This window comes from Streptomyces venezuelae, from assembly GCF_008642375.1.
GTDB classification, from domain to species: domain Bacteria; phylum Actinomycetota; class Actinomycetes; order Streptomycetales; family Streptomycetaceae; genus Streptomyces; species Streptomyces venezuelae_G.
Window position 1 is genome coordinate 1,705,079 of sequence record NZ_CP029194.1, and the last position, 16,772, is coordinate 1,721,850.

Here is a 16,772-nt window from a genome sequence, read left to right on the forward strand (position 1 = left end):
ACGAACAAGCGGTACGTGAAGGGCCCCGGGAGGCGACGAGCCTCCCGGGGCCCTTTCGCATGCCCTAGAGCTTCTTGTAGTACAGCGTGGTGGGGCGGAGGGTGCCGGCCGGGTCTGCGGCGAAGTCGGGGATCGCGCCGGCGGCCGTCCAGCCCGCTCCCCGGTAGAGGCGCTCGGCGGGGCTGTCGGTCTGGGTGTCCAGGACCAGCAGGGTGAGGCCGGTCGCGGCGGCGTGGGCCTCGGCCGTGTCGAGCAGGCGCCGTCCGAGGCCGCGGCCGCGGGCGGAGCTGTGGACGAGGAGCCGGGCGATCTCGCCGCGGTGCCGGCCGTTGGCGGTGCCGGTACGGACGAGGGTCACGACACCGGTCAGGCCGCCGTCCGGGGCGTGGGAGGCCCAGACGTCCCGTGTGCCCGCCGCGGCCTCCTCGGCGACGCCCGACCACCAGGCGGCCGCCACGGCCGTCTCCAGGGGCGCCAGGAAGCCCACGGAGGCCCCGCCGTCGACGGCGTCCACGAGGAGCGCGGCAAGAGCGCCGGCGGCGTGGGCCCGTACCGCCTCGGGAGACAGGAGCGTGACGGCGTCGACCGGCTTCTCCAGGCAGAGGAGGTCCGGCCGCTCGTCCCAGGGGGCGACGGTGGCGAAGCCGAGGCTCCGGTAGAGGGCGAGCGGCTCCTCGCGCCAGGACCAGACCGTGAGGCGCACGGCGGGTGCTCCGGAGGCGGCGGCCCGGCGCAGGGCCTCGGCCATGAGCGTCTTCGCGAGGCCCTTCCGCCGGGCCTCGGGTGCGACCCAGAGCCGCTTGATCTCGGGGGGTCGGCCCTCGCGGGGCGCCTTGAGGACGACGCAGCCGGCCGGGGCGTCGGCGCCGGCGGGGGTGGCCAGCAGGACCGTGTCGGCGGCGAAGGCGGCGGCGGGGTCCTCGGTCTCGGCGCGGTATACGGCCGGGAGCTCCGCGACCGTCTCCACGGCCGTCCCCTTCTCGGCCTGGTTGACCAGGTGGTAGGCGCCGAGCAGGGCGGCGAGGTCCGGGTGGGAGCGGTTCTCCTCGATGTGCGCGGTCATGCGTGCAGTCATGGCCCGAGCTTCACACCGGGATGTTTCCGGGAGGTGAAGATCTTTTACGCTGGGGCGCATGCGTGTACTGGTCGCGGGCGCCACGGGCGCCGTGGGTCGTCAGCTCGTTCCCCGCCTCGAAGCGGCGGGGCACGAGGTCGTGGGCATCTCCCGGCGCGGTCCGCGCCCGGTGGACGTGCTCGATGCCGGGGCGGTGCGCCGGGCGGTGGCCGAGGCCGCGCCGGACGCCGTGGTGCACCAGCTGACGGACCTGGGCGGCGCGGACGGCGCCGCGAACAACCGGGTGCGGATCGAGGGCACCCGGAACCTCGTGGACGCGGCGCGGGAGGCGGGCGTCGGGCGGATCGTCGCGCAGTCGATCAGCTGGGCGTACGCCCCCGGGGACGCGCCGGCCGACGAGTCCGTACCGCTCGACGGGACGGAGGAGCTGCCCCGGGCGAGGATCGTCGCCGGGGTGCGGGCCCTGGAGGCCGTGGTGTCCGAGCTCCCCGAGGCCGTGGTCCTGCGGTACGGGATCCTCTACGGGCCCGGCACCTGGTACGCGCCGGACGGCGCGGTGGCCGCCGCGCTGGCCGGGGACCCGGAGGCCCGGTTCCTGGGCAGCACGGCGGCGGACGCCTCGGTGAGCTCGTTCGTGCACGTCGCCGATGCCGCCGACGCGGCCGTACGGGCCCTCGCGTGGCCCTCGGGGGCGTACAACGTGGTGGACGACGAGCCCGCCGCCGGTCACGACTGGCTGCCGGTCCTGGCGGAGGTGCTCGGTGTCCCGGCCCCGGCGCGGGCCGAGGGGCGGACGCCCTGGGCCCGGGGCGCGGTGAACGCCCGGGCCCGGGCCCTCGGCTGGACCCCGGCCCGCCCGTCCTGGCGGACCGGGTTCACGGATCAGGGCGTGTAGGACTTCGCCGCCTCCGCGACGAAGGGCTTCCGGACGGTGCGCATGCCGCCGGGGACGGACTTGTCGGGCTGGATGATGACGGACTCAAGGGAGGAAGGTGCCTTCGGGTCGCCCAGGTCGTGGGTCATGCCGAAGCCCGCGTCGTGGGCCTTCAGGCTCAGGAGCGCCTTGTCGACGCCCTCGCGGGTGAGGTCCTTGTCCGCGCAGGCCTTCTTCAGCGCCTCGCCGAAGACGCCGGCCGCGGTCCAGCCGGCGACGATGCCGTTGTCGAGGCTGTCGCCCGGGTAGGCGGCCTGGTAGTCGGCGACGAGCTTCCTCGCCGTCGGGGTGTCCGCGCCGATGGGCAGGCTCGGCGAGGCGAACCAGTACATCTTCTCCAGGGCGGGACCCGCCTGGGTGCCCAGGAGCTGCGGCGCGAACGCCGAGTTGTTGCCGACGACCGGGACCTTGAGGCCGGTGGCCGCGGCGACGCCGACGAGCGAGGCCGCCTGGCGGGGGCCCGCGCTGATGACGACGGCCTTGACCCCGGCCTGCTTGAGCGCCGAGACCTGCGCCGACATGTCGTTGTCGGTGGGCTTGATCTTCTGCTCGACGACGGTCAGACCGGCCTTCCCGGCCGCGTACTTCGAGCCCTTCAGGGCGTTCTCGCCGTAGTCGCCCTCGAAGTAGACGTGGCCGAGCTTGTCTCCGGACTTCAGGCCCTTCTCCTTGAGCAGGAAGTCGACGGCGTTGATCGTCTCGACGTCGTACGTGGCGCCGAGGACGCGGATGTACGGGGAGCCGAGCAGCGAGGCGGACCAGGCCTGGGGCAGGACGAGCCCCTTGTCCTTGCCGTCGACCTGGGGCTTGACCGCGGCGACGAACGGGGAGCCGATGAACTGGGTGTAGCCGACGACCTTCGGCTCCAGCTCGGTGTAGGCGGCGAGCGCCTTCTGCGGGTCGTAGCCGTGGTCGCGGACCGTGAGCGACAGCTGCCGGCCGCAGATCCCGCCGGCGGCGTTGACCTGCTTCACGTACAGCTGCTGGGCCTGGGTGACGCTCTTGCCGAGGGTCGCGTACACGCCGGTCATGTCGGTGAGGGCGCCCAGCGCGATCGTCTTGTCGGTGACGCCCTCGCCGGTCTTCACCCCGCCCGCGCCGGTCTGCTTGCCGTCGCCGGTCTTGGCCTTCGAGCTGCATCCGGCGGCGGTGAGGGCGACCAGTGCGGCGAGCGCGGCGGCCAGGCCCCGCACGGCCTGTCGTCGGTGGTTCATCGTGCCTCCCCTGAGGGTTCGGTGGAAGAAGAGGTGGGTGTGGGGCTCTTGGGTGTGGGGTTCTGGGGTGTGGTGGGGCTCTCGGGTGGGGTGGGGCTCTGGGGTTTTCGCGCGGCGAGGCGGGCCAGGCCGCCGGGCAGGAACAGCACCACCGCGACGACGGCCGCGCCGTAGAGGTAGCGCGAGGCCTCCCCCGGTGCGATCCCGCCCGTCCCGGGGGCGGAGACCAGGGGCAGCGCGTCGCTGTACCGGGTGAGGAGCTGCGGCAGGAGGGAGACGAAGACGCCTCCGGCCACCGCGCCGGCGACCGAGCCGAGACCGCCGATGACGATCATGGCCAGGTATTCGAGGGAGAGCGCCATGCCGAAGTACTCCGGCACGGTGCGCTGGAAGACCAGGGCGAGCAGGACGCCTGCCAGGCCCGCGTACATCGAGGAGAGGACGAAGACGGCGGCGCGGTAGCGGGCCACGGGGATGCCCATGACCCCGGCGGCGATCCGGTGGTCCCGGATCGCGTTCATGGCGCGCCCCGGGCGGCCCCTGAGGACTCCGCGGGCGAAGAGCACCCCGCCGAGGAGGAGGGCGAGGCCCAGGTACCAGAGCTTCTCGACAGCGCCGAACGGGACCTGGGCGACGAGGAGTTCGGTGTCGTCGAAGGTGAGGCCGAAGAGGGAGAGGGGCGGGACGGCGCGGCCGTTGTAACCGCCGGTGAGGTCATGGGCGTTGAAGAGCACGTGCTGCCCGATGAAGATCAGGGCGAGGGTGGCGATGCCGAGGTACGCGCCGCGCAGCCGGCCCGCGATGGGGCTGAACACCCCTCCGGCCAGGCCCGCGAGGGCCACCGCGAGGACGGCGGCGAGCCAGCCGGGCAGTCCGAGACCGGCGAGTCCGTCCGTGCCGTCACCGGCGAAGAGGCAGTAGCCGTAGGCGCCGACGGCGAGGAAGAAGGCGTGCCCCATGGAGAGTTGGCCGGTGGCACCGGTCAACAGGTTGATGCCGAGGGCACCGAGGGCCGCGGCCATGGCGAACAGCCCTGCCTGGAGCCAGAACCGGTCCAGGTAGAACGGGAGCGCGACGAGGACGAGGGCGGCCGCGGCCCAGCCGTACAGCGCGGGGGTGTGGACCCGCAGGCCGCTCCGGGCGAGGGTCTCAGACACGGGCGAGCTCCTTCGTGCCGAAGAGTCCGGCCGGGCGGATCAGCAGCACCGCGACCATGACGAGGTAGGGGGCGAGGTCGCCGATGCCCCGGCCGAGGAAGGCCAGGTCGCTCTGGTAGCCGGTGGCGAGGGACTCGGTGATGCCGACGAGGAGTCCGCCGACGAGGGCGCCCGTGGTGGAGTCGAGGCCGCCGAGGATCGCGGCGGGGAAGGCCTTCAGGGCGGCGAGCGAGGTGGCCCGTTCCAGGCCGGGCGTCGGGAAGACGGTGAGGAAGAGCGCGGCGACGGCGGCGAGTGCGCCGGCGACCGCCCAGGCCCCGAGCGAGACCCGGCCGAGCCTGATGCCCATGAGGGCGGCGGTCTCCTGGTTCTCGGCGGCGGCGCGCATGGCGACGCCCCAGGACGTGTAGCGGAAGGCGAGCAGGAAGGCGGTGATCAGGAGGGCCGCGACGAGGAGCGCGGCGATCCGGGTCTGGGCGATGGTGACCGGGCCGACGGTGAGGACGGCATCGCCCCACGGGTCGCCGAGGGCGAGGATGTCGGTGCCGATCCGCCGCGTCAGCTCGGTGGCGAGCAGGATGTCGACGCCGATGGTGACGATCGCGAGGACGCTGTGGTCGGCACCCCGGTGGCGGCGCATCACGAAGAACTCGACGGCCGCGCCGACCACCGCCGCGCCCGCGATACCGGCGAGCAGCGCGGGCCAGAAGCCGATCTCGTCGTGGAGCACGGCGGTCACGTAGCCGCCGGCCAGGAGGAGGGAGGCGTGGGCGAAGTTGACGACCTCGGTGGCGCGGAAGATGACCACGAAGCCGAGGGCGATGAGGGCGTAGATCGAGCCCAGTGAGACGCCGTTGATCAGGAACTCGGCGAAGGTGCTCACGCGGCGGTCTCCTCTCCGAGGTAGGCGCGGACGACCGCCGGGTCGTTCTGGACGTCGCCGGGGGATCCGTCGGCGATGCGGCGGCCGAAGTCGAGGACGGTGACGGAGTCGGCGAGCCGCATCACCAGGCCCATGTCGTGCTCGACGAGGAGGACCGAGATGCCGAGGCCGTCGCGGACGCCCGCGATGACGGAGGCCGTACGACGCCGCTCGTCGGCGGTCATGCCGGCGACGGGTTCGTCGAGGAGGAGGAGCTTCGGCTCCATGCAGAGGGCGCGGGCGAGTTCGGCGAGCTTCTGCTGCCCGTACGGGAGGGAGCCCGCGGGCTGCGCGAGCTGCTTCTCCAGGCCGACGAAGGCGGCGATCTCCCGGACCCTGGCCCGGTGGCGGGCCTCCTCGCGGGCGGCGGAGGGGAGCCGGAGTCCGGCGGCGAGGAAGCCGGTGCGGGTGAGCCGGTGGCGGCCGAGCATCAGGCTGTCCTCGACGGTGGCGCGGGGCGGCAGGGCCAGGTTCTGGAAGATCCGGCCGACGCCGAGGTCCGCGATCCGGTGCGGGGGCAGGGCGGTCAGTTCGTGCGGGCCGAGGCGGACCGAGCCGGTGGTGGCCCGGTAGACGCCGGAGAGCACGTTGAAGCAGGTGGACTTGCCGGCGCCGTTGGGGCCGATGAGGGCGTGGACGGTGCCGGGCCGGACGGTGAAGCCGATGCCGTCGAGGGCGGTGAGCCCGGCGAACCGTACGGTCAGGTCCTCGACGACGAGTGCGGGGACGTCGGGGCCGCCGGCCGGGCCGGGCGGGGGTGTGTCGGTCATCGGGTCTCCTCCCAGCGGGACAGGACCGGGTGCGCGGCGCGGGCGTCGGCCGCGTCGGCGGCGGCGTCCTCGTCGACCACGCCCAGATAGCGGCGGCGGACCTCGTCGGAGGCGGCGAGTTCGGCGGCGGGCCCTGAGAGGGTGACCTCGCCGACCTCCAGGACGTACGCGCGGGAGGCGAGGCGCAGGGCGAGCGCCGCGTTCTGCTCGACGAGGAGCACGGCCGTGCCCTGGGCGTTGATCTCGCGGACGGCGTCCGCGATCCGGGCGGCCATCAGCGGGGCGAGGCCGAGGGACGGCTCGTCGAGGAGGAGCAGGCCCGGCGCGGCCATCAGGGCGCGGCCGACAGCGAGCATCTGCTGTTCGCCGCCGGAGAGCAGCCCGGCCTGCTGGCGGGCGCGGTCGGCGAGGACCGGGAAGAGCTCGTGGACCCGGCGCAGTGCGGCGGCCTTCGCGGCGCGGTCGCCGCGGCGGCCGAGGGCTCCGGCGCGCAGGTTGTCCTCGACGGTCATCCGGGCGAAGACCTGGCGGCCCTCCGGCACCTGGGAGACGCCGGCGGCGACGACCCGGTCGGGCGGCAGCCCGTCGAGGGGCCGGCCGTCGCGGCTCACCGTGCCGGAGACCACGGACCCGCCGTGGAACCGCAGGGTGCGCGAGACGGCCCGCAGCAGGGTCGACTTGCCGGCGCCGTTGCCGCCCAGGACGGTGACGACGGCGCCCGCCGGTACGGTCAGCGACACCTGGCGCAGCGCGCGCACCGGTCCGTATCCCGCCGTGAGGTCCTTGACCTCCAGGGCGGGTGCGGTTCCTCCCATGGATCCCCTTCCCCGGCCGCCTTTGTTACTCGGCCGTTCAGTGGCGCTCACCCCAGCACCGCGCCGGACCGCCCGTCCACGCCCGGCGGCCGAATCGCTGCCGGTGACCAGCGGGGACGGCGATGGGCTGTGCATGCGCACAACGCTGCGCGTCAGGGGTGTGCCGAGGGGCCCGGGGAGGTGGATCCTCCGGGCATGGGACGGCGCAGACGGCGGACCGGTGACGACTGGAAGGTGCTCGCGGGGGCGTGCACGGCGCTTCTGGAGCGCGTACCGGAGCTGGTGGACGAGCATCTGAGGGAGCTGCACGCGTACGAGCCCGCCTACGGGCGGATCCTGCCGTACGACCAGCACTGGCAGGAGGCCCACGAGGCGATGCGGATCGGGATCGAGATGATCTCGGCGCCCCGGAACTCGCCCCGGCGGGACCTCGAACACGCGGAGGAGATGGGCAGACGGCGGGCCGCGCAGGGCATGCCGCTGGAGCTGGTCGTGCACGCGTACCGGCATGCCGGGCATCTCGTGTGGGACGCGCTGATCGAGGGCGCGGGGGCGGACGCGGCGCAGCTGGCGGCGCTGATGCAGTCGGCGACGACGGTGTGGTCGGCGGTGGACGCGCAGGCGGACACGGCGTCGGAGGCGTACCGGTCGAGGGAGGCGGAGCTGCGCCGCCGTACCGACGAGCAGCTCCAGGCGCTCCTGGACGCGCTGCTGCAGGGGCAGCGGGCGCCCGAGCTGGTGGCGCGGGCTGCGGCGGGTCTGGACCTGCCGGAGCAGGGGCGGTACGCGGTGGTGGTGCTGCGCTACGACCGGCGGGAGGAGCGGGAGCCGTTCCACCGGCAGGTGCAGGGCGAGGGCGTGCGCTTCCTGTGGCGGATGGGCGCGGACTGCGAGATCGGGGTGGTGGCGCTGGCCGGGGAGACCGGTCTGGACGCGCTGTCGGAGCTCCTCGACGGGCGGTGCCCGGGGCCGGGCGGGATCAGTCCCGTCGTCGTCGGCCTGACGGAGCTGGGCCGGGCGCGCCGCCTGGCGGAGCTGGCCCTGCGCACGTGCCCGCCGGGGAGCCGGCAGATCGTGCGGCTGGACCGGCGGATGGCGGGGGCGCTGGTGGTGGGCCAGCCGGAGATGGCGAGCCTGCTGGTCTCGGACGTCCTGGGCGGCCTCCTGGAACTGGACCCGGCGGACCGGGCGGTCCTCCTGGAGACGCTGGACGTGTGGCTCGACTGCGAGGGTTCGGCGGGGCGGGCGGCGAGCCGCCTGTACTGCCACCGGAACACGGTCTTCAACCGCCTGCGCCGCCTGGAGCAGCTGACGTCACGGTCCCTGTCCCGCCCGCGGGATCTCACGGAGATGACCTTGGCCCTGGACGCGTTCCGCCTGACGGCGTCGGGGTGAGGGCGACGCGTACGGGCCCGGAGGCAAAGGCGCCCGGGCCCGTACGCCTAGCCCTGCGGACGTCTACGACAGGAAGTCACGGGCGATGTCCGCCGCGACGTCCTCCAGGAGCGGGCCGGCGTTGGCGATGCACTTGGCGGTGTCGGGCTCCAGGGCCGTGAGGGGGTAGGCGCGGCGGATGCCGGCCGTGCCGAGGGCCTCGGGGGGCAGGGCCAGGCGGCCGCAGACCGCGACGACCTCCTTGCCGGCCGCGCGGGCCGCCGCGGCGACGCCCGCCGGGGCCTTGCCGTGGAGGGTCTGCTCGTCCAGGGAGCCCTCGCCGGTGATGACGAGGGTGGCCCGCTCCAGGGCGGGGGCGAAGCCGAGGACCTCCAGCATCAGCTCGATGCCGGGGCGGAAGCTCGCGCCGAGGATGAGCGCGCCGTAGCCGATGCCGCCCGCGCCGCCGGCGCCGGGGGCCACGGCCGCTTCGGCCGCCTTGGGGCCGATGGCCTTCTCCAGGACGGTGGCGAAGTGGGCGAGGGCCGCGTCCAGGGTGCGGACGTCGTCCGGGGTGGCGCCCTTCTGGGGGCCGTAGACGGCGGGGGCGCCCTTGGGGCCGGTGAGCGGGTTGTCGACGTCGCTCGCGAGGATCAGGTCGACGTCCGCGAAGCGGGGGTCGAGGCCGCCGAGGTCGGCCGTGGCGAGGTCGGCGAGCGGTGCGCCGCCGGGGCCGACGGGCTCGCCGGCCTCGTCGAGGAACCGGGCGCCGAGCGCGGCGAGCATGCCGGCGCCGCCGTCGGTGGTGGCGCTGCCGCCGACGCCGAAGACGATGGTGGTCGCGCCGGCGTCGAGGGCCGCGCGGAGGAGTTCACCGGAGCCGTACGTGGTCGCGGTGAGCGGGGCGAAGACCCCGGCGGGCAGGAGCTGGAGGCCGGAGGCCTCCGCCATCTCGACGACCGCCGTGGTGCCGCGCAGCGCGTAGGCCGCGGTGACCTGCTCGCCGAGCGGTCCCGTCACACGCACCTCGCGGCGCTCGAACCCGGCCGCGACCGCGGCCGCGACCGTGCCGTCGCCGCCGTCGGCGACGGGCAGGGTCTCCACCGTCAGCTCGGGGACGACCCGTCGCAGTCCTGCTGTGACCCGCTCCGCGACCTGTACGGCCGTGAGCGAACCCTTGAACTTGTCAGCCGCCACGAGCACGTGAGCGACCTGAGTTGCTGCTCCGTCCGTCACCTTGCATCCCTTGCTTTCGAACGTGCAGTCGCGCCAGGGCAGACCCTATCCGTACCGCCAGACGGCGTGCCACCCCCTGATAAGGCGATATTCCGCACCATAGTGGGTTCACATGACTACAGAACCGCCTCAACCGATCGAACGTACCCCGCCTGATCAGCACGCGCCCGACAGCAAGGTCATCGGGATCGGGGTCGCGGCCGTCGTGGCGGTCGTCGCCTGGGCGGCTCTGGGCGAGGACTCCTTCGACGGCGCGTCGTCCACCGCGCTCCGGTGGGTGCTGTCCAATTTCGCCTGGCTCTTCGTGATCGCGGCGGACACCTTCCTCGTGCTGTGCGTCGTGATCGCGCTGAGCCGTTTCGGCCGGATCAGGCTGGGCGCGGACGACTCGGAGCCCGAGTTCACGAACCTCGCGTGGATCGCGATGATGTTCAGCGCCGGCATGGGCATCGGTCTGATGTTCTACGGGGTCGGGGAGCCGCTCACGCATTTCCTCAGCCCTCCCCCGGCGAGCGGGGTCCCTGCCGGGTCCGGCGCGGCGGCCCGTACCGCGATGGAGTACTCGTTCTTCCACTGGACGCTCACCCCGTGGGCGATCTACGGCATCGCGGGCCTCGCCCTGGCGTACGCGGGCTTCCGCAAGGGCCGCGGCAACCGGCTCAGCTCCGCCTTCGTGCCGCTGCTGGGCGAGCGCCGGGCGAACTCCTGGCCGGGCAAGGCGATCGACCTGCTCGCGGTCTTCGCGACCGTCTTCGGTACGGCGACGAGCCTGGGGCTCGGCGCGCTCCAGGTGGCCGAGGGCCTGAACCTGACGATGGGCGTGGAGCCCTCGACCTCCACCCAGCTGATCGTCATCGTGTCGCTGTCGGCGGCCTTCGTCCTGTCGGCGTTCTCGGGGCTCCACAAGGGCGTGAAGTGGCTCTCCACGCTGAACATCGTCCTCGCCGCCTGTCTGATGCTCTTCGTCTTCCTGCTCGGCCCGACCGTCTACATCCTGGACACGATCCCGGCCTCGGTCGGCGGCTATCTGCACCAGCTGCTGCCGATGGCGAGCCGGACCGGCGCCTTCACCGACGCCGGCTGGCTGGGTGTGTGGACGATCTTCTACTGGGCGTGGTGGCTGTCCTGGGCGCCGTTCGTCGGCACCTTCATCGCCCGCATCTCGCGCGGCCGGACGATCCGCGAGTTCCTGATGGGGGTCCTGCTCGTGCCCTCCGGCGCGACCGTGGTGTGGTTCTGCGTCATGGGCGGCACGGCGATCCGGCTGCAGTCGACGGGCGCGGCGGACCTGGCGGCGGCGCTGAAGGACGGGGCGGAGGCCTCGCTGTTCGCGATGTTGGAGGCGCTGCCGATCGGCACGGTCACCTCGGTGATCGCGATGATCCTGGTGATGACGTACTTCGTCACGAGCGCGGACTCGGCCTCGCTGGTCATGGGCTCGCTGACGAGCCGTGGCTCGCTCCACCCGCCGACCTGGCTCGTGGTGACCTGGGGCGTGCTCATGGCGGCGGTGGCGGCGGTGCTGCTCGTCGTCGGCGGGCTGAACTCGCTCCAGACGGCGACGATCCTGGTGGCGCTGCCGTTCGTGGTGGTCATGCTCGCGCTGTGTTTCGCGCTCCTGAAGGAGCTGCGGGAGGACCCGGGCGCGGGCCCCGTCCGGCATCACGCGCTGCACGGGCTGCGGGACGCGGTGCGGACGCTGGTCGGCGAGGCGATGACGGAGCAGGCCGGGGACCGTCACCACCGGCTCCGCCGGGCCGCGAAGGCCCGTGCCGACGGCGAACCCCCCGAGGGCGAGGGCTGACGTGGCACTCGCTCACGGAGAACTGGCCGACCGGATCCTGGGCGGCTGGACGGGCCGCATCGCCGGGAACATGCTGGGCAAGCCCGTGGAGCGCGGCGACCACTGGACGCGGGAGCACATCGACGCGTACCTCCGGCTCACCGACGCGCTCCCGCTGACCGACTACCTGCCGCCCCCGCCGCCCGGGGCGACCGGTTTCGAGCTGCGCCCCGAGTGGCCCCGGTGCGTGCGCGGCGGGATCGACGGGAGCTGCCGGGACGACGACGTCGACTGGTCGGTCCTCGGGCTGCACCTCCTGGAGACGCGCGGCTTCGCCTTCACGACCGAGCAGGTCGGCGAGGAGTGGCTGCTGCGGCTGCCGTACCTCCAGACCTTCACGGCCGAGCGGGTCGCCTACCGCAACCTCGCGAACGGGCTGCGGCCGCCGCTGACCGCGACGTACGACAATCCGTACCAGGAGTGGATCGGCGCGCTGATCAGGGCCGACGTCTACGGCTGGACGTGTCCGGGGGATCCGCGGCGGGCGGCCTCGCTGGCCCGTCGGGACGCGGTCCTCTCGCACACGGGGAACGGCGTGTACGGGGCGATGTGGGCGGCTGCGCTGATCGCCGCCGCCTTCACCGCGCCCGACGTCCGGTCGGTCCTGGAGGCGGGTCTGGAGCGGATCCCGGCGAGCAGCCGGCTCGCCAGGACCGTGCGGGGCACGATCGCCCTGTACGAAGCGGGGCTCGGCTGGTCCGAGACGCTCGACGAGCTGGCGGAGCGGACGGCGGGGCTCGGCTGGATCCACACCGTCCCGAACGCGGCGGTCCTGACCGCCGGGCTCCTGTACGGCGAGGGGGACTTCACCCGCACGATCGCGCTGACCGTGCGCGGCGGCCTGGACACTGACTCCAACGGCGCGACGGCGGGTTCGGTCGCGGGCGTGATGTGCGGGGCGGCGGCGATCCCGCCGCAGTGGTCGGAGCCGTTGCGGGACCGGGTGAGCAGCGCGGTCTTCGGCTACGACGGCGTGCGGATCGGTGAACTGGCCGAGCGGACGCTGCGGCTGGCCGTGATCCGCCGGACAGGCCCTACGCTGACGCAATGACCACTACCGACTACGCCACGTACATCGCCGGCCTCCCCCGTGTGCTGGCCGGCGCCGCCGCTCTCTTCCGGGACCCGGAGGGCCGGGTCCTCGTCGTGGAGCCCAACTACCGCGAGGGCTGGACCCTGCCCGGCGGCACGATCGAGTCGGACGGCGGCGAGACGCCCCGGCAGGCCGCCCGACGGGAGACGGCGGAGGAGATCGGCCTCGATGTGGAGCTCGGCCCGCTGCTCGCCCTGGACTGGTCGCACGGCACGGCGCGGCCGCCGGTCGTGGCGTACGTGTACGACGGCGGGGTGCTGGCCGAGGAGCGGTTCGCGGAGATCCGGCTCCAGGAGGAGGAGCTGCTCTCCTGGAAGCTGATCGGCCGCGAGGAGGTCACCGCCCACCTGCCGGGCAGCCTGGGCCGGCGCGTCCTCGCCGCGCTGGACGTCCTGGCGGGCGCCCGGGGGCCGGTGGAGCTGGAGAACGGTCACCCCGCGCGCGGCTGAATCGGGACCCCGTGCCGCCCCGTCAGCCCTGCGGGGGCTCGGGCGGCAGGAGTTCGCCGGTGCGGTGCGGTTCGTCGCGGCCGGCGACCCGGGCCTCGGTGCGGTGTCCCCGCGCGATGTAGTCACGGACGACGGCCTCCACGGCGTCCTGGGGGTTGCCGACCCCTGCGAGGACCATGACTTCCACGACGAGTTCGGCGTCGAGCGCGATGTTCACCTTGGCCATGCCGGGAAGGCAGCACCGGAAAACCCGTTCGCGGGGCGGTTCGGCAGTGCCTAGTTTGGGCGTATGACGATGGTCGCAATTCTCACCGGAGCCGGTATCTCGACGGACTCGGGCATCCCCGACTACCGGGGGCCCAACGGCGTGTGGCGGAAGGACCCCGAGGCCGAGCGGCTCGTCACCTACGGGCCGTACATGGCCGACCCGGAGATCCGCCGCCGCTCGTGGCGGATGCGGCTCGACGGTCCGGTCCTGAAGGCCGAGCCGAACGTGGCGCACCGCGCGATCGCGGAGTACGAGCGGACGAGCGGCAACGCGCTACGGGTGATCACGCAGAACGTGGACGGACTGCACCAGGCCGCCGGGGTGTCGGAGCGGAAGGTCCTCGAACTCCACGGCTCGGCGCGGTCGGTGGTGTGCACGGCCTGCCACGCCCGTTCGTCGATGGCGGAGGCGCTGGACCGGGTGCGGGCCGGTGAGGACGACCCGGACTGCCGGGTGTGCGGCGGGATCCTGAAGTCGGCGACGGTCATGTTCGGACAGCGGCTCGATCCGGTGCTGCTCGGCCAGGCGATGTCGATCGCCAAGGCCACGGAGGTGTTCGTCGCGGTCGGCAGCAGCCTCCAGGTCCAGCCTGCGGCCTCCCTCGCGGGGATCGCGGCCGAGCACGGCGCCCGGCTGATCATCGTGAACGCCGAGCCCACTCCGTACGACCCCGTCGCCGACGAGGTCGTACGGGAGCCGATCGGTACGGCGCTGCCCGCGCTGCTCGACCGGCTCCGGTAGACGCGTTCCTAGAAGAGGGCGGCGGGTGCCTGCGCCCCCGCCTCCAGGGCGAGCAGGCGCTGCTTGCGGTCGAGGCCGCCACCGTAGCCCGTGAGGCTGCCGCCCGAGCCGACCACGCGGTGGCAGGGGACGACGATGCCCACCGGGTTCTTGCCGTTGGCGAGGCCGACGGCCCGGGAGGCGTTGGGGTTGCCGAGGGCCTCGGCCAGTTCGCCGTACGTCCGGGTCTCCCCGTACGGGATGCGGCACAGCTCGTCCCAGACCCGCAGCTGGAACGGGGTGCCGACCAGGTGGAGCGGGAGGTCGAACTCGGTGAGCTCCCCGGCGAAGTAGGCGTCGAGCTGGCGGATCGCCTCGCCGAAGGGGCGGGGGTCGGGTTCGCCGAAGGTCTCCTCCGGCGGGCGGTGGCGCTGACCCGTCATGTGGAGGCGGCTGAGGACGCCGTCGACGGCGACGAGGGTCAGCGGCTCGTAGGGGCTGTCCACGACGGTGTGCTGGACGGTGGGCACGAGGGGCTCCTCAGGCGGGCAGGTGGTTGATCGGGTGGTCGTCGGTGGCCCAGAGGTACTGGACGGCGTAGGCGCGCCAGGGTCGCCAGTCGGCGGCCCTGGCGGTGAGTGCGGCGGGGGTGCCGGGCAGGCCGAGGCCTTCGGCGGCGCGGCGGATGCCGAGGTCGCCGGGGGGGAAGGCGTCGGGGTCGCCGAGCGCGCGCATCGCGATGATCTCGGTGGTCCAGGGGCCGAAGCCGGGCAGGGCGAGGAGCCGGGCGCGGGCCTCCTCGCGGTCGTCGGCGGGGCCGAGGGTGAGCGAGCCGTCCGCGAGCGCCTCGACGAGAGTGAGGAGGGTGGTGCGGCGGCTGCGGGGCAGGGCGAGGCTCTCCGGGTCGAGCGCGGCGAGCGCCTGCGAGCCGGGGAAGAGGTGGGTGAGGCCGCCCTCGGGGTCGTCGACGGGCGTGCCGTACGCGGTGACCAGGCGGGCCGCGTGGGTGCGGGCGGCGGCGGTGGAGACCTGCTGGCCGAGGACGGCCCGTACGGCGAACTCGGCGGGGTCGACCGTTCCGGGCACGCGGCGGCCGGGCGCCGCTTCGACGAGCGGGGCGAGCAGCGGGTCCGTGCGGAGCCGGTCGTCGACGGCGACGGGGTCGGCGTCGAGGTCGAGGAGCCTGCGGCAGCGGCTGATCGCGTGGGTGAGGTCGCGCGGGTCGGTGAGGAAGAGCCGGCAGGCGATGTGGTCGGCGCGGGGCGTGAGGCCGACGATGCCGTGTCCGTACGGGAGGCTCAGCGTCCGCCGGTAGGCGCCGTCACGCCATTCCTCGACGCCGGGGACGGCGGTCGCGGCGAGGTGGCCGAAGAGGTTGGACGGTTCGAGGGGGGCGCGGAACGGCAGCCGGAGGCTGATGACCCCGGGGGCGGCCGCGGTCTTCTCGGGGCGGGCGCGGGCGGCGCGGGTGCGGAGCTCCCCGGGGGTGAGGCCGAAGACCTCGCGGACGGTGTCGTTGAAGGTGCGGATGGAGGAGAAGCCCGCCGCGAAGGCGATCTCGCCCATCGGCAGCGGGGTCGTCTCGATGAGGACCCGGGCGGTCTGGGCACGCTGGGCGCGGGCCAGGGCGAGGGGTCCGGCGCCGAGCTCGGCGAGGAGCTGGCGCTCGATCTGGCGGGTGGACCAGCCGAGCCGCCGGGCGAGTCCGGGGACACCCTCCCGGTCGACGACGCCGTCCTGGATGAGGCGCATGGCGCGGGCGACGGCGTCCGCCCTGACGTGCCACTCCGGCGAGCCGGGGCTGGTGTCGGGCCGGCACCGCTTGCATGCCCGGAACCCGGCGCGCTGGCAGGACGCGGCGCTGGGGTGGAACTCCATGTTCTCGGGCTTGGGCGGGACGACCGGGCAGCTGGGCCGGCAGTAGATCCGGGTGGTGCGGACGGCGGTGAAGAACACGCCGTCGAAGCGGGCGTCCTTCGACTGGACGGCCCGCACGCAGCGCTCGGTTTCGGTGTGCATGGTTCCAGGATCGGGGACGGACGGCTCGCGGGCTGGCGAAAAAACGACATGGACGTCGTGGCCCTCCGCCCGCCCCACTGGGTCAGACGGTGACGGTCCGGTAGTGGGTGGTCAGCCCGCCGTCCTCGTCGAGGATGTGGAAGGCGAGCGCGGGCGGCAGGTCGCGGTGGACGTGCGGGGAGTCCGGGCCCGGGTTCTCCCAGGGGAGGCGGATGGTGGAGACGACGCCGGGTGCCACGAGCAGCGGGCGCCCGGCGAAGGTGGTGGCCGCCGCCGTGTGGGCGTGGCCCGCGAGGAAGCCCCTGAGGTGGGGGTGGCGGTCGGCGAGGGCGGCGAGCCGCTCCGCGCCGAACTGCCGGATCTCGTCCACGTACGGGGTGTGGAGCGGGACGGGAGGGTGGTGGAAGGCGACGAGGACGGGGATCTCGTGCGGGGTGGCGGCGAGGACGCCGTCCAGCCACTCCAGGGTCTCGTCCTCCAGGTACCCCTCGTCCTTGCCCGGCACCGAGGAGTCGCAGAGGGCCACCACGAAGCCCTCGCCCCGGAGGACCTGGTTGACGGGCGCGGAGGGGCGGGCCTCGGCGTCCTCGGGGAGGAGGACCTTCCGGAAGGCGGCGCGGTCGTCGTGGTTGCCGGGGCAGACGAGCAGCGGGTGACGGGAGTTCAGCAGCTCCCGGACGAGGGCGTACTCGTCCGCCGTCCCGTGGTCGGCGATGTCCCCGGTGACGAGGACGGCCGCCAGGTCGTACGGCAGGTCCTCCAGGTACCGCATGACCGCGCGGGTGCGGTCGGCGCTGCGCTGTCCCCTGTCGACATGGATGTCGCTGACCTGGGCGATGACGATCACGGGAATCGGTCCTCCTCGGCTCGGCTTGCGGTTGCC

General features: G+C 73.9%; 17 protein-coding genes. 6 read left to right on the forward strand and 11 right to left on the reverse strand.

Annotated features, from left to right (window positions below; translation table 11 throughout):
• Nucleotides 1–64 precede the first annotated feature (64 nt).
• Nucleotides 65–1,075: a GNAT family N-acetyltransferase gene (locus DEJ46_RS40720; RefSeq protein ID WP_317852172.1), complete on the reverse strand. Its 1,011-nt coding sequence runs from the start codon at nucleotides 1,073–1,075 to the stop codon at nucleotides 65–67.
• A 58-nt stretch (nucleotides 1,076–1,133) separates the two neighbouring features.
• Here DEJ46_RS40720 and DEJ46_RS07535 point away from each other — a divergent pair, with 58 nt between their 5' ends.
• On the forward strand, nucleotides 1,134–1,970 hold the full coding sequence (locus DEJ46_RS07535; protein ID WP_150264771.1) for an NAD-dependent epimerase/dehydratase family protein: 837 nt from the start codon (nucleotides 1,134–1,136) through the stop codon (nucleotides 1,968–1,970).
• On the opposite strand, the gene DEJ46_RS07540 is transcribed toward DEJ46_RS07535, so the two are convergent.
• Genes DEJ46_RS07540 through DEJ46_RS07560 form a run of 5 tightly spaced genes read right to left on the reverse strand, consistent with a single transcriptional unit; the run spans nucleotide 1,958 to nucleotide 6,887 of the window.
• On the reverse strand, nucleotides 1,958–3,223 hold the full coding sequence (locus DEJ46_RS07540) for an ABC transporter substrate-binding protein (RefSeq protein WP_150264772.1): 1,266 nt from the start codon (nucleotides 3,221–3,223) through the stop codon (nucleotides 1,958–1,960). The two genes, DEJ46_RS07535 and DEJ46_RS07540, sit on opposite strands and share 13 nt — an antisense overlap.
• Nucleotides 3,220–4,380: a branched-chain amino acid ABC transporter permease gene (locus DEJ46_RS07545; protein ID WP_150264773.1), complete on the reverse strand. Its 1,161-nt coding sequence runs from the start codon at nucleotides 4,378–4,380 to the stop codon at nucleotides 3,220–3,222. Before DEJ46_RS07545 ends, DEJ46_RS07540 begins: the two co-directional genes overlap by 4 nt.
• Complete coding sequence (locus tag DEJ46_RS07550) at nucleotides 4,373–5,263, reverse strand: branched-chain amino acid ABC transporter permease (protein ID WP_055640585.1); 891 nt, start codon at nucleotides 5,261–5,263, stop codon at nucleotides 4,373–4,375. The genes DEJ46_RS07545 and DEJ46_RS07550 overlap by 8 nt, the downstream gene beginning before the upstream one ends.
• Nucleotides 5,260–6,072, reverse strand: coding sequence for an ABC transporter ATP-binding protein (locus tag DEJ46_RS07555; RefSeq protein WP_150264774.1), 813 nt, complete (start codon nucleotides 6,070–6,072; stop codon nucleotides 5,260–5,262). Before DEJ46_RS07555 ends, DEJ46_RS07550 begins: the two co-directional genes overlap by 4 nt.
• Nucleotides 6,069–6,887, reverse strand: a complete 819-nt coding sequence (locus DEJ46_RS07560; protein WP_150264775.1) for an ABC transporter ATP-binding protein — start codon at nucleotides 6,885–6,887, stop codon at nucleotides 6,069–6,071. Before DEJ46_RS07560 ends, DEJ46_RS07555 begins: the two co-directional genes overlap by 4 nt.
• A gap of 195 nt (nucleotides 6,888–7,082) precedes the next feature.
• On the opposite strand from DEJ46_RS07560, the gene DEJ46_RS07565 reads away from it, so the two are divergent.
• Nucleotides 7,083–8,282, forward strand: coding sequence for a PucR family transcriptional regulator (locus DEJ46_RS07565; RefSeq protein WP_150264776.1), 1,200 nt, complete (start codon nucleotides 7,083–7,085; stop codon nucleotides 8,280–8,282).
• 63 nt (nucleotides 8,283–8,345) lie between these two features.
• Here DEJ46_RS07565 and DEJ46_RS07570 read toward each other — a convergent pair whose 3' ends face one another.
• Nucleotides 8,346–9,497, reverse strand: coding sequence for a glycerate kinase (locus tag DEJ46_RS07570; protein ID WP_150264777.1), 1,152 nt, complete (start codon nucleotides 9,495–9,497; stop codon nucleotides 8,346–8,348).
• Between the two features lie 112 nt (nucleotides 9,498–9,609).
• Between DEJ46_RS07570 and DEJ46_RS07575 the strand changes: the two genes are divergently transcribed.
• From DEJ46_RS07575 to DEJ46_RS07585, 3 genes are read left to right on the forward strand one after another with little or no spacing between them, the layout of a single operon-like run.
• Nucleotides 9,610–11,301, forward strand: a complete 1,692-nt coding sequence (locus tag DEJ46_RS07575; protein WP_150264778.1) for a BCCT family transporter — start codon at nucleotides 9,610–9,612, stop codon at nucleotides 11,299–11,301.
• A 1-nt stretch (nucleotide 11,302) separates the two neighbouring features.
• Complete coding sequence (locus tag DEJ46_RS07580) at nucleotides 11,303–12,391, forward strand: ADP-ribosylglycohydrolase family protein (protein ID WP_150264779.1); 1,089 nt, start codon at nucleotides 11,303–11,305, stop codon at nucleotides 12,389–12,391.
• Nucleotides 12,388–12,882 carry an NUDIX domain-containing protein gene (locus DEJ46_RS07585; protein WP_150264780.1) on the forward strand — a complete coding sequence of 165 codons (495 nt, stop codon included), beginning with the start codon at nucleotides 12,388–12,390 and terminating at the stop codon, nucleotides 12,880–12,882. Before DEJ46_RS07580 ends, DEJ46_RS07585 begins: the two co-directional genes overlap by 4 nt.
• 22 nt (nucleotides 12,883–12,904) lie before the next feature.
• Here DEJ46_RS07585 and DEJ46_RS07590 read toward each other — a convergent pair whose 3' ends face one another.
• Nucleotides 12,905–13,108 (reverse strand): type II toxin-antitoxin system VapB family antitoxin, encoded by a 204-nt coding sequence (locus DEJ46_RS07590; RefSeq protein ID WP_150264781.1) that lies wholly within the window; start codon nucleotides 13,106–13,108, stop codon nucleotides 12,905–12,907.
• A gap of 63 nt (nucleotides 13,109–13,171) precedes the next feature.
• On the opposite strand from DEJ46_RS07590, the gene DEJ46_RS07595 reads away from it, so the two are divergent.
• The gene (locus DEJ46_RS07595; protein ID WP_150264782.1) at nucleotides 13,172–13,891 is read left to right on the forward strand and encodes an SIR2 family NAD-dependent protein deacylase; all 720 of its coding nucleotides are present in this window, start codon (nucleotides 13,172–13,174) and stop codon (nucleotides 13,889–13,891) included.
• An 8-nt stretch (nucleotides 13,892–13,899) separates the two neighbouring features.
• Here the strand turns inward: DEJ46_RS07595 and DEJ46_RS07600 are convergent, their stop codons facing one another.
• From DEJ46_RS07600 to DEJ46_RS07610, 3 genes are all read right to left on the reverse strand, one after another.
• The gene (locus DEJ46_RS07600; protein ID WP_150264783.1) at nucleotides 13,900–14,400 is read right to left on the reverse strand and encodes a methylated-DNA--[protein]-cysteine S-methyltransferase; all 501 of its coding nucleotides are present in this window, start codon (nucleotides 14,398–14,400) and stop codon (nucleotides 13,900–13,902) included.
• A 10-nt stretch (nucleotides 14,401–14,410) separates the two neighbouring features.
• The gene (locus DEJ46_RS07605) at nucleotides 14,411–15,889 is read right to left on the reverse strand and encodes a DNA-3-methyladenine glycosylase 2 (protein ID WP_150264784.1); all 1,479 of its coding nucleotides are present in this window, start codon (nucleotides 15,887–15,889) and stop codon (nucleotides 14,411–14,413) included.
• 82 nt (nucleotides 15,890–15,971) lie between these two features.
• Nucleotides 15,972–16,736: a metallophosphoesterase gene (locus tag DEJ46_RS07610; protein WP_150264785.1), complete on the reverse strand. Its 765-nt coding sequence runs from the start codon at nucleotides 16,734–16,736 to the stop codon at nucleotides 15,972–15,974.
• Between the last annotated feature and the right edge of the window lie 36 nt (nucleotides 16,737–16,772).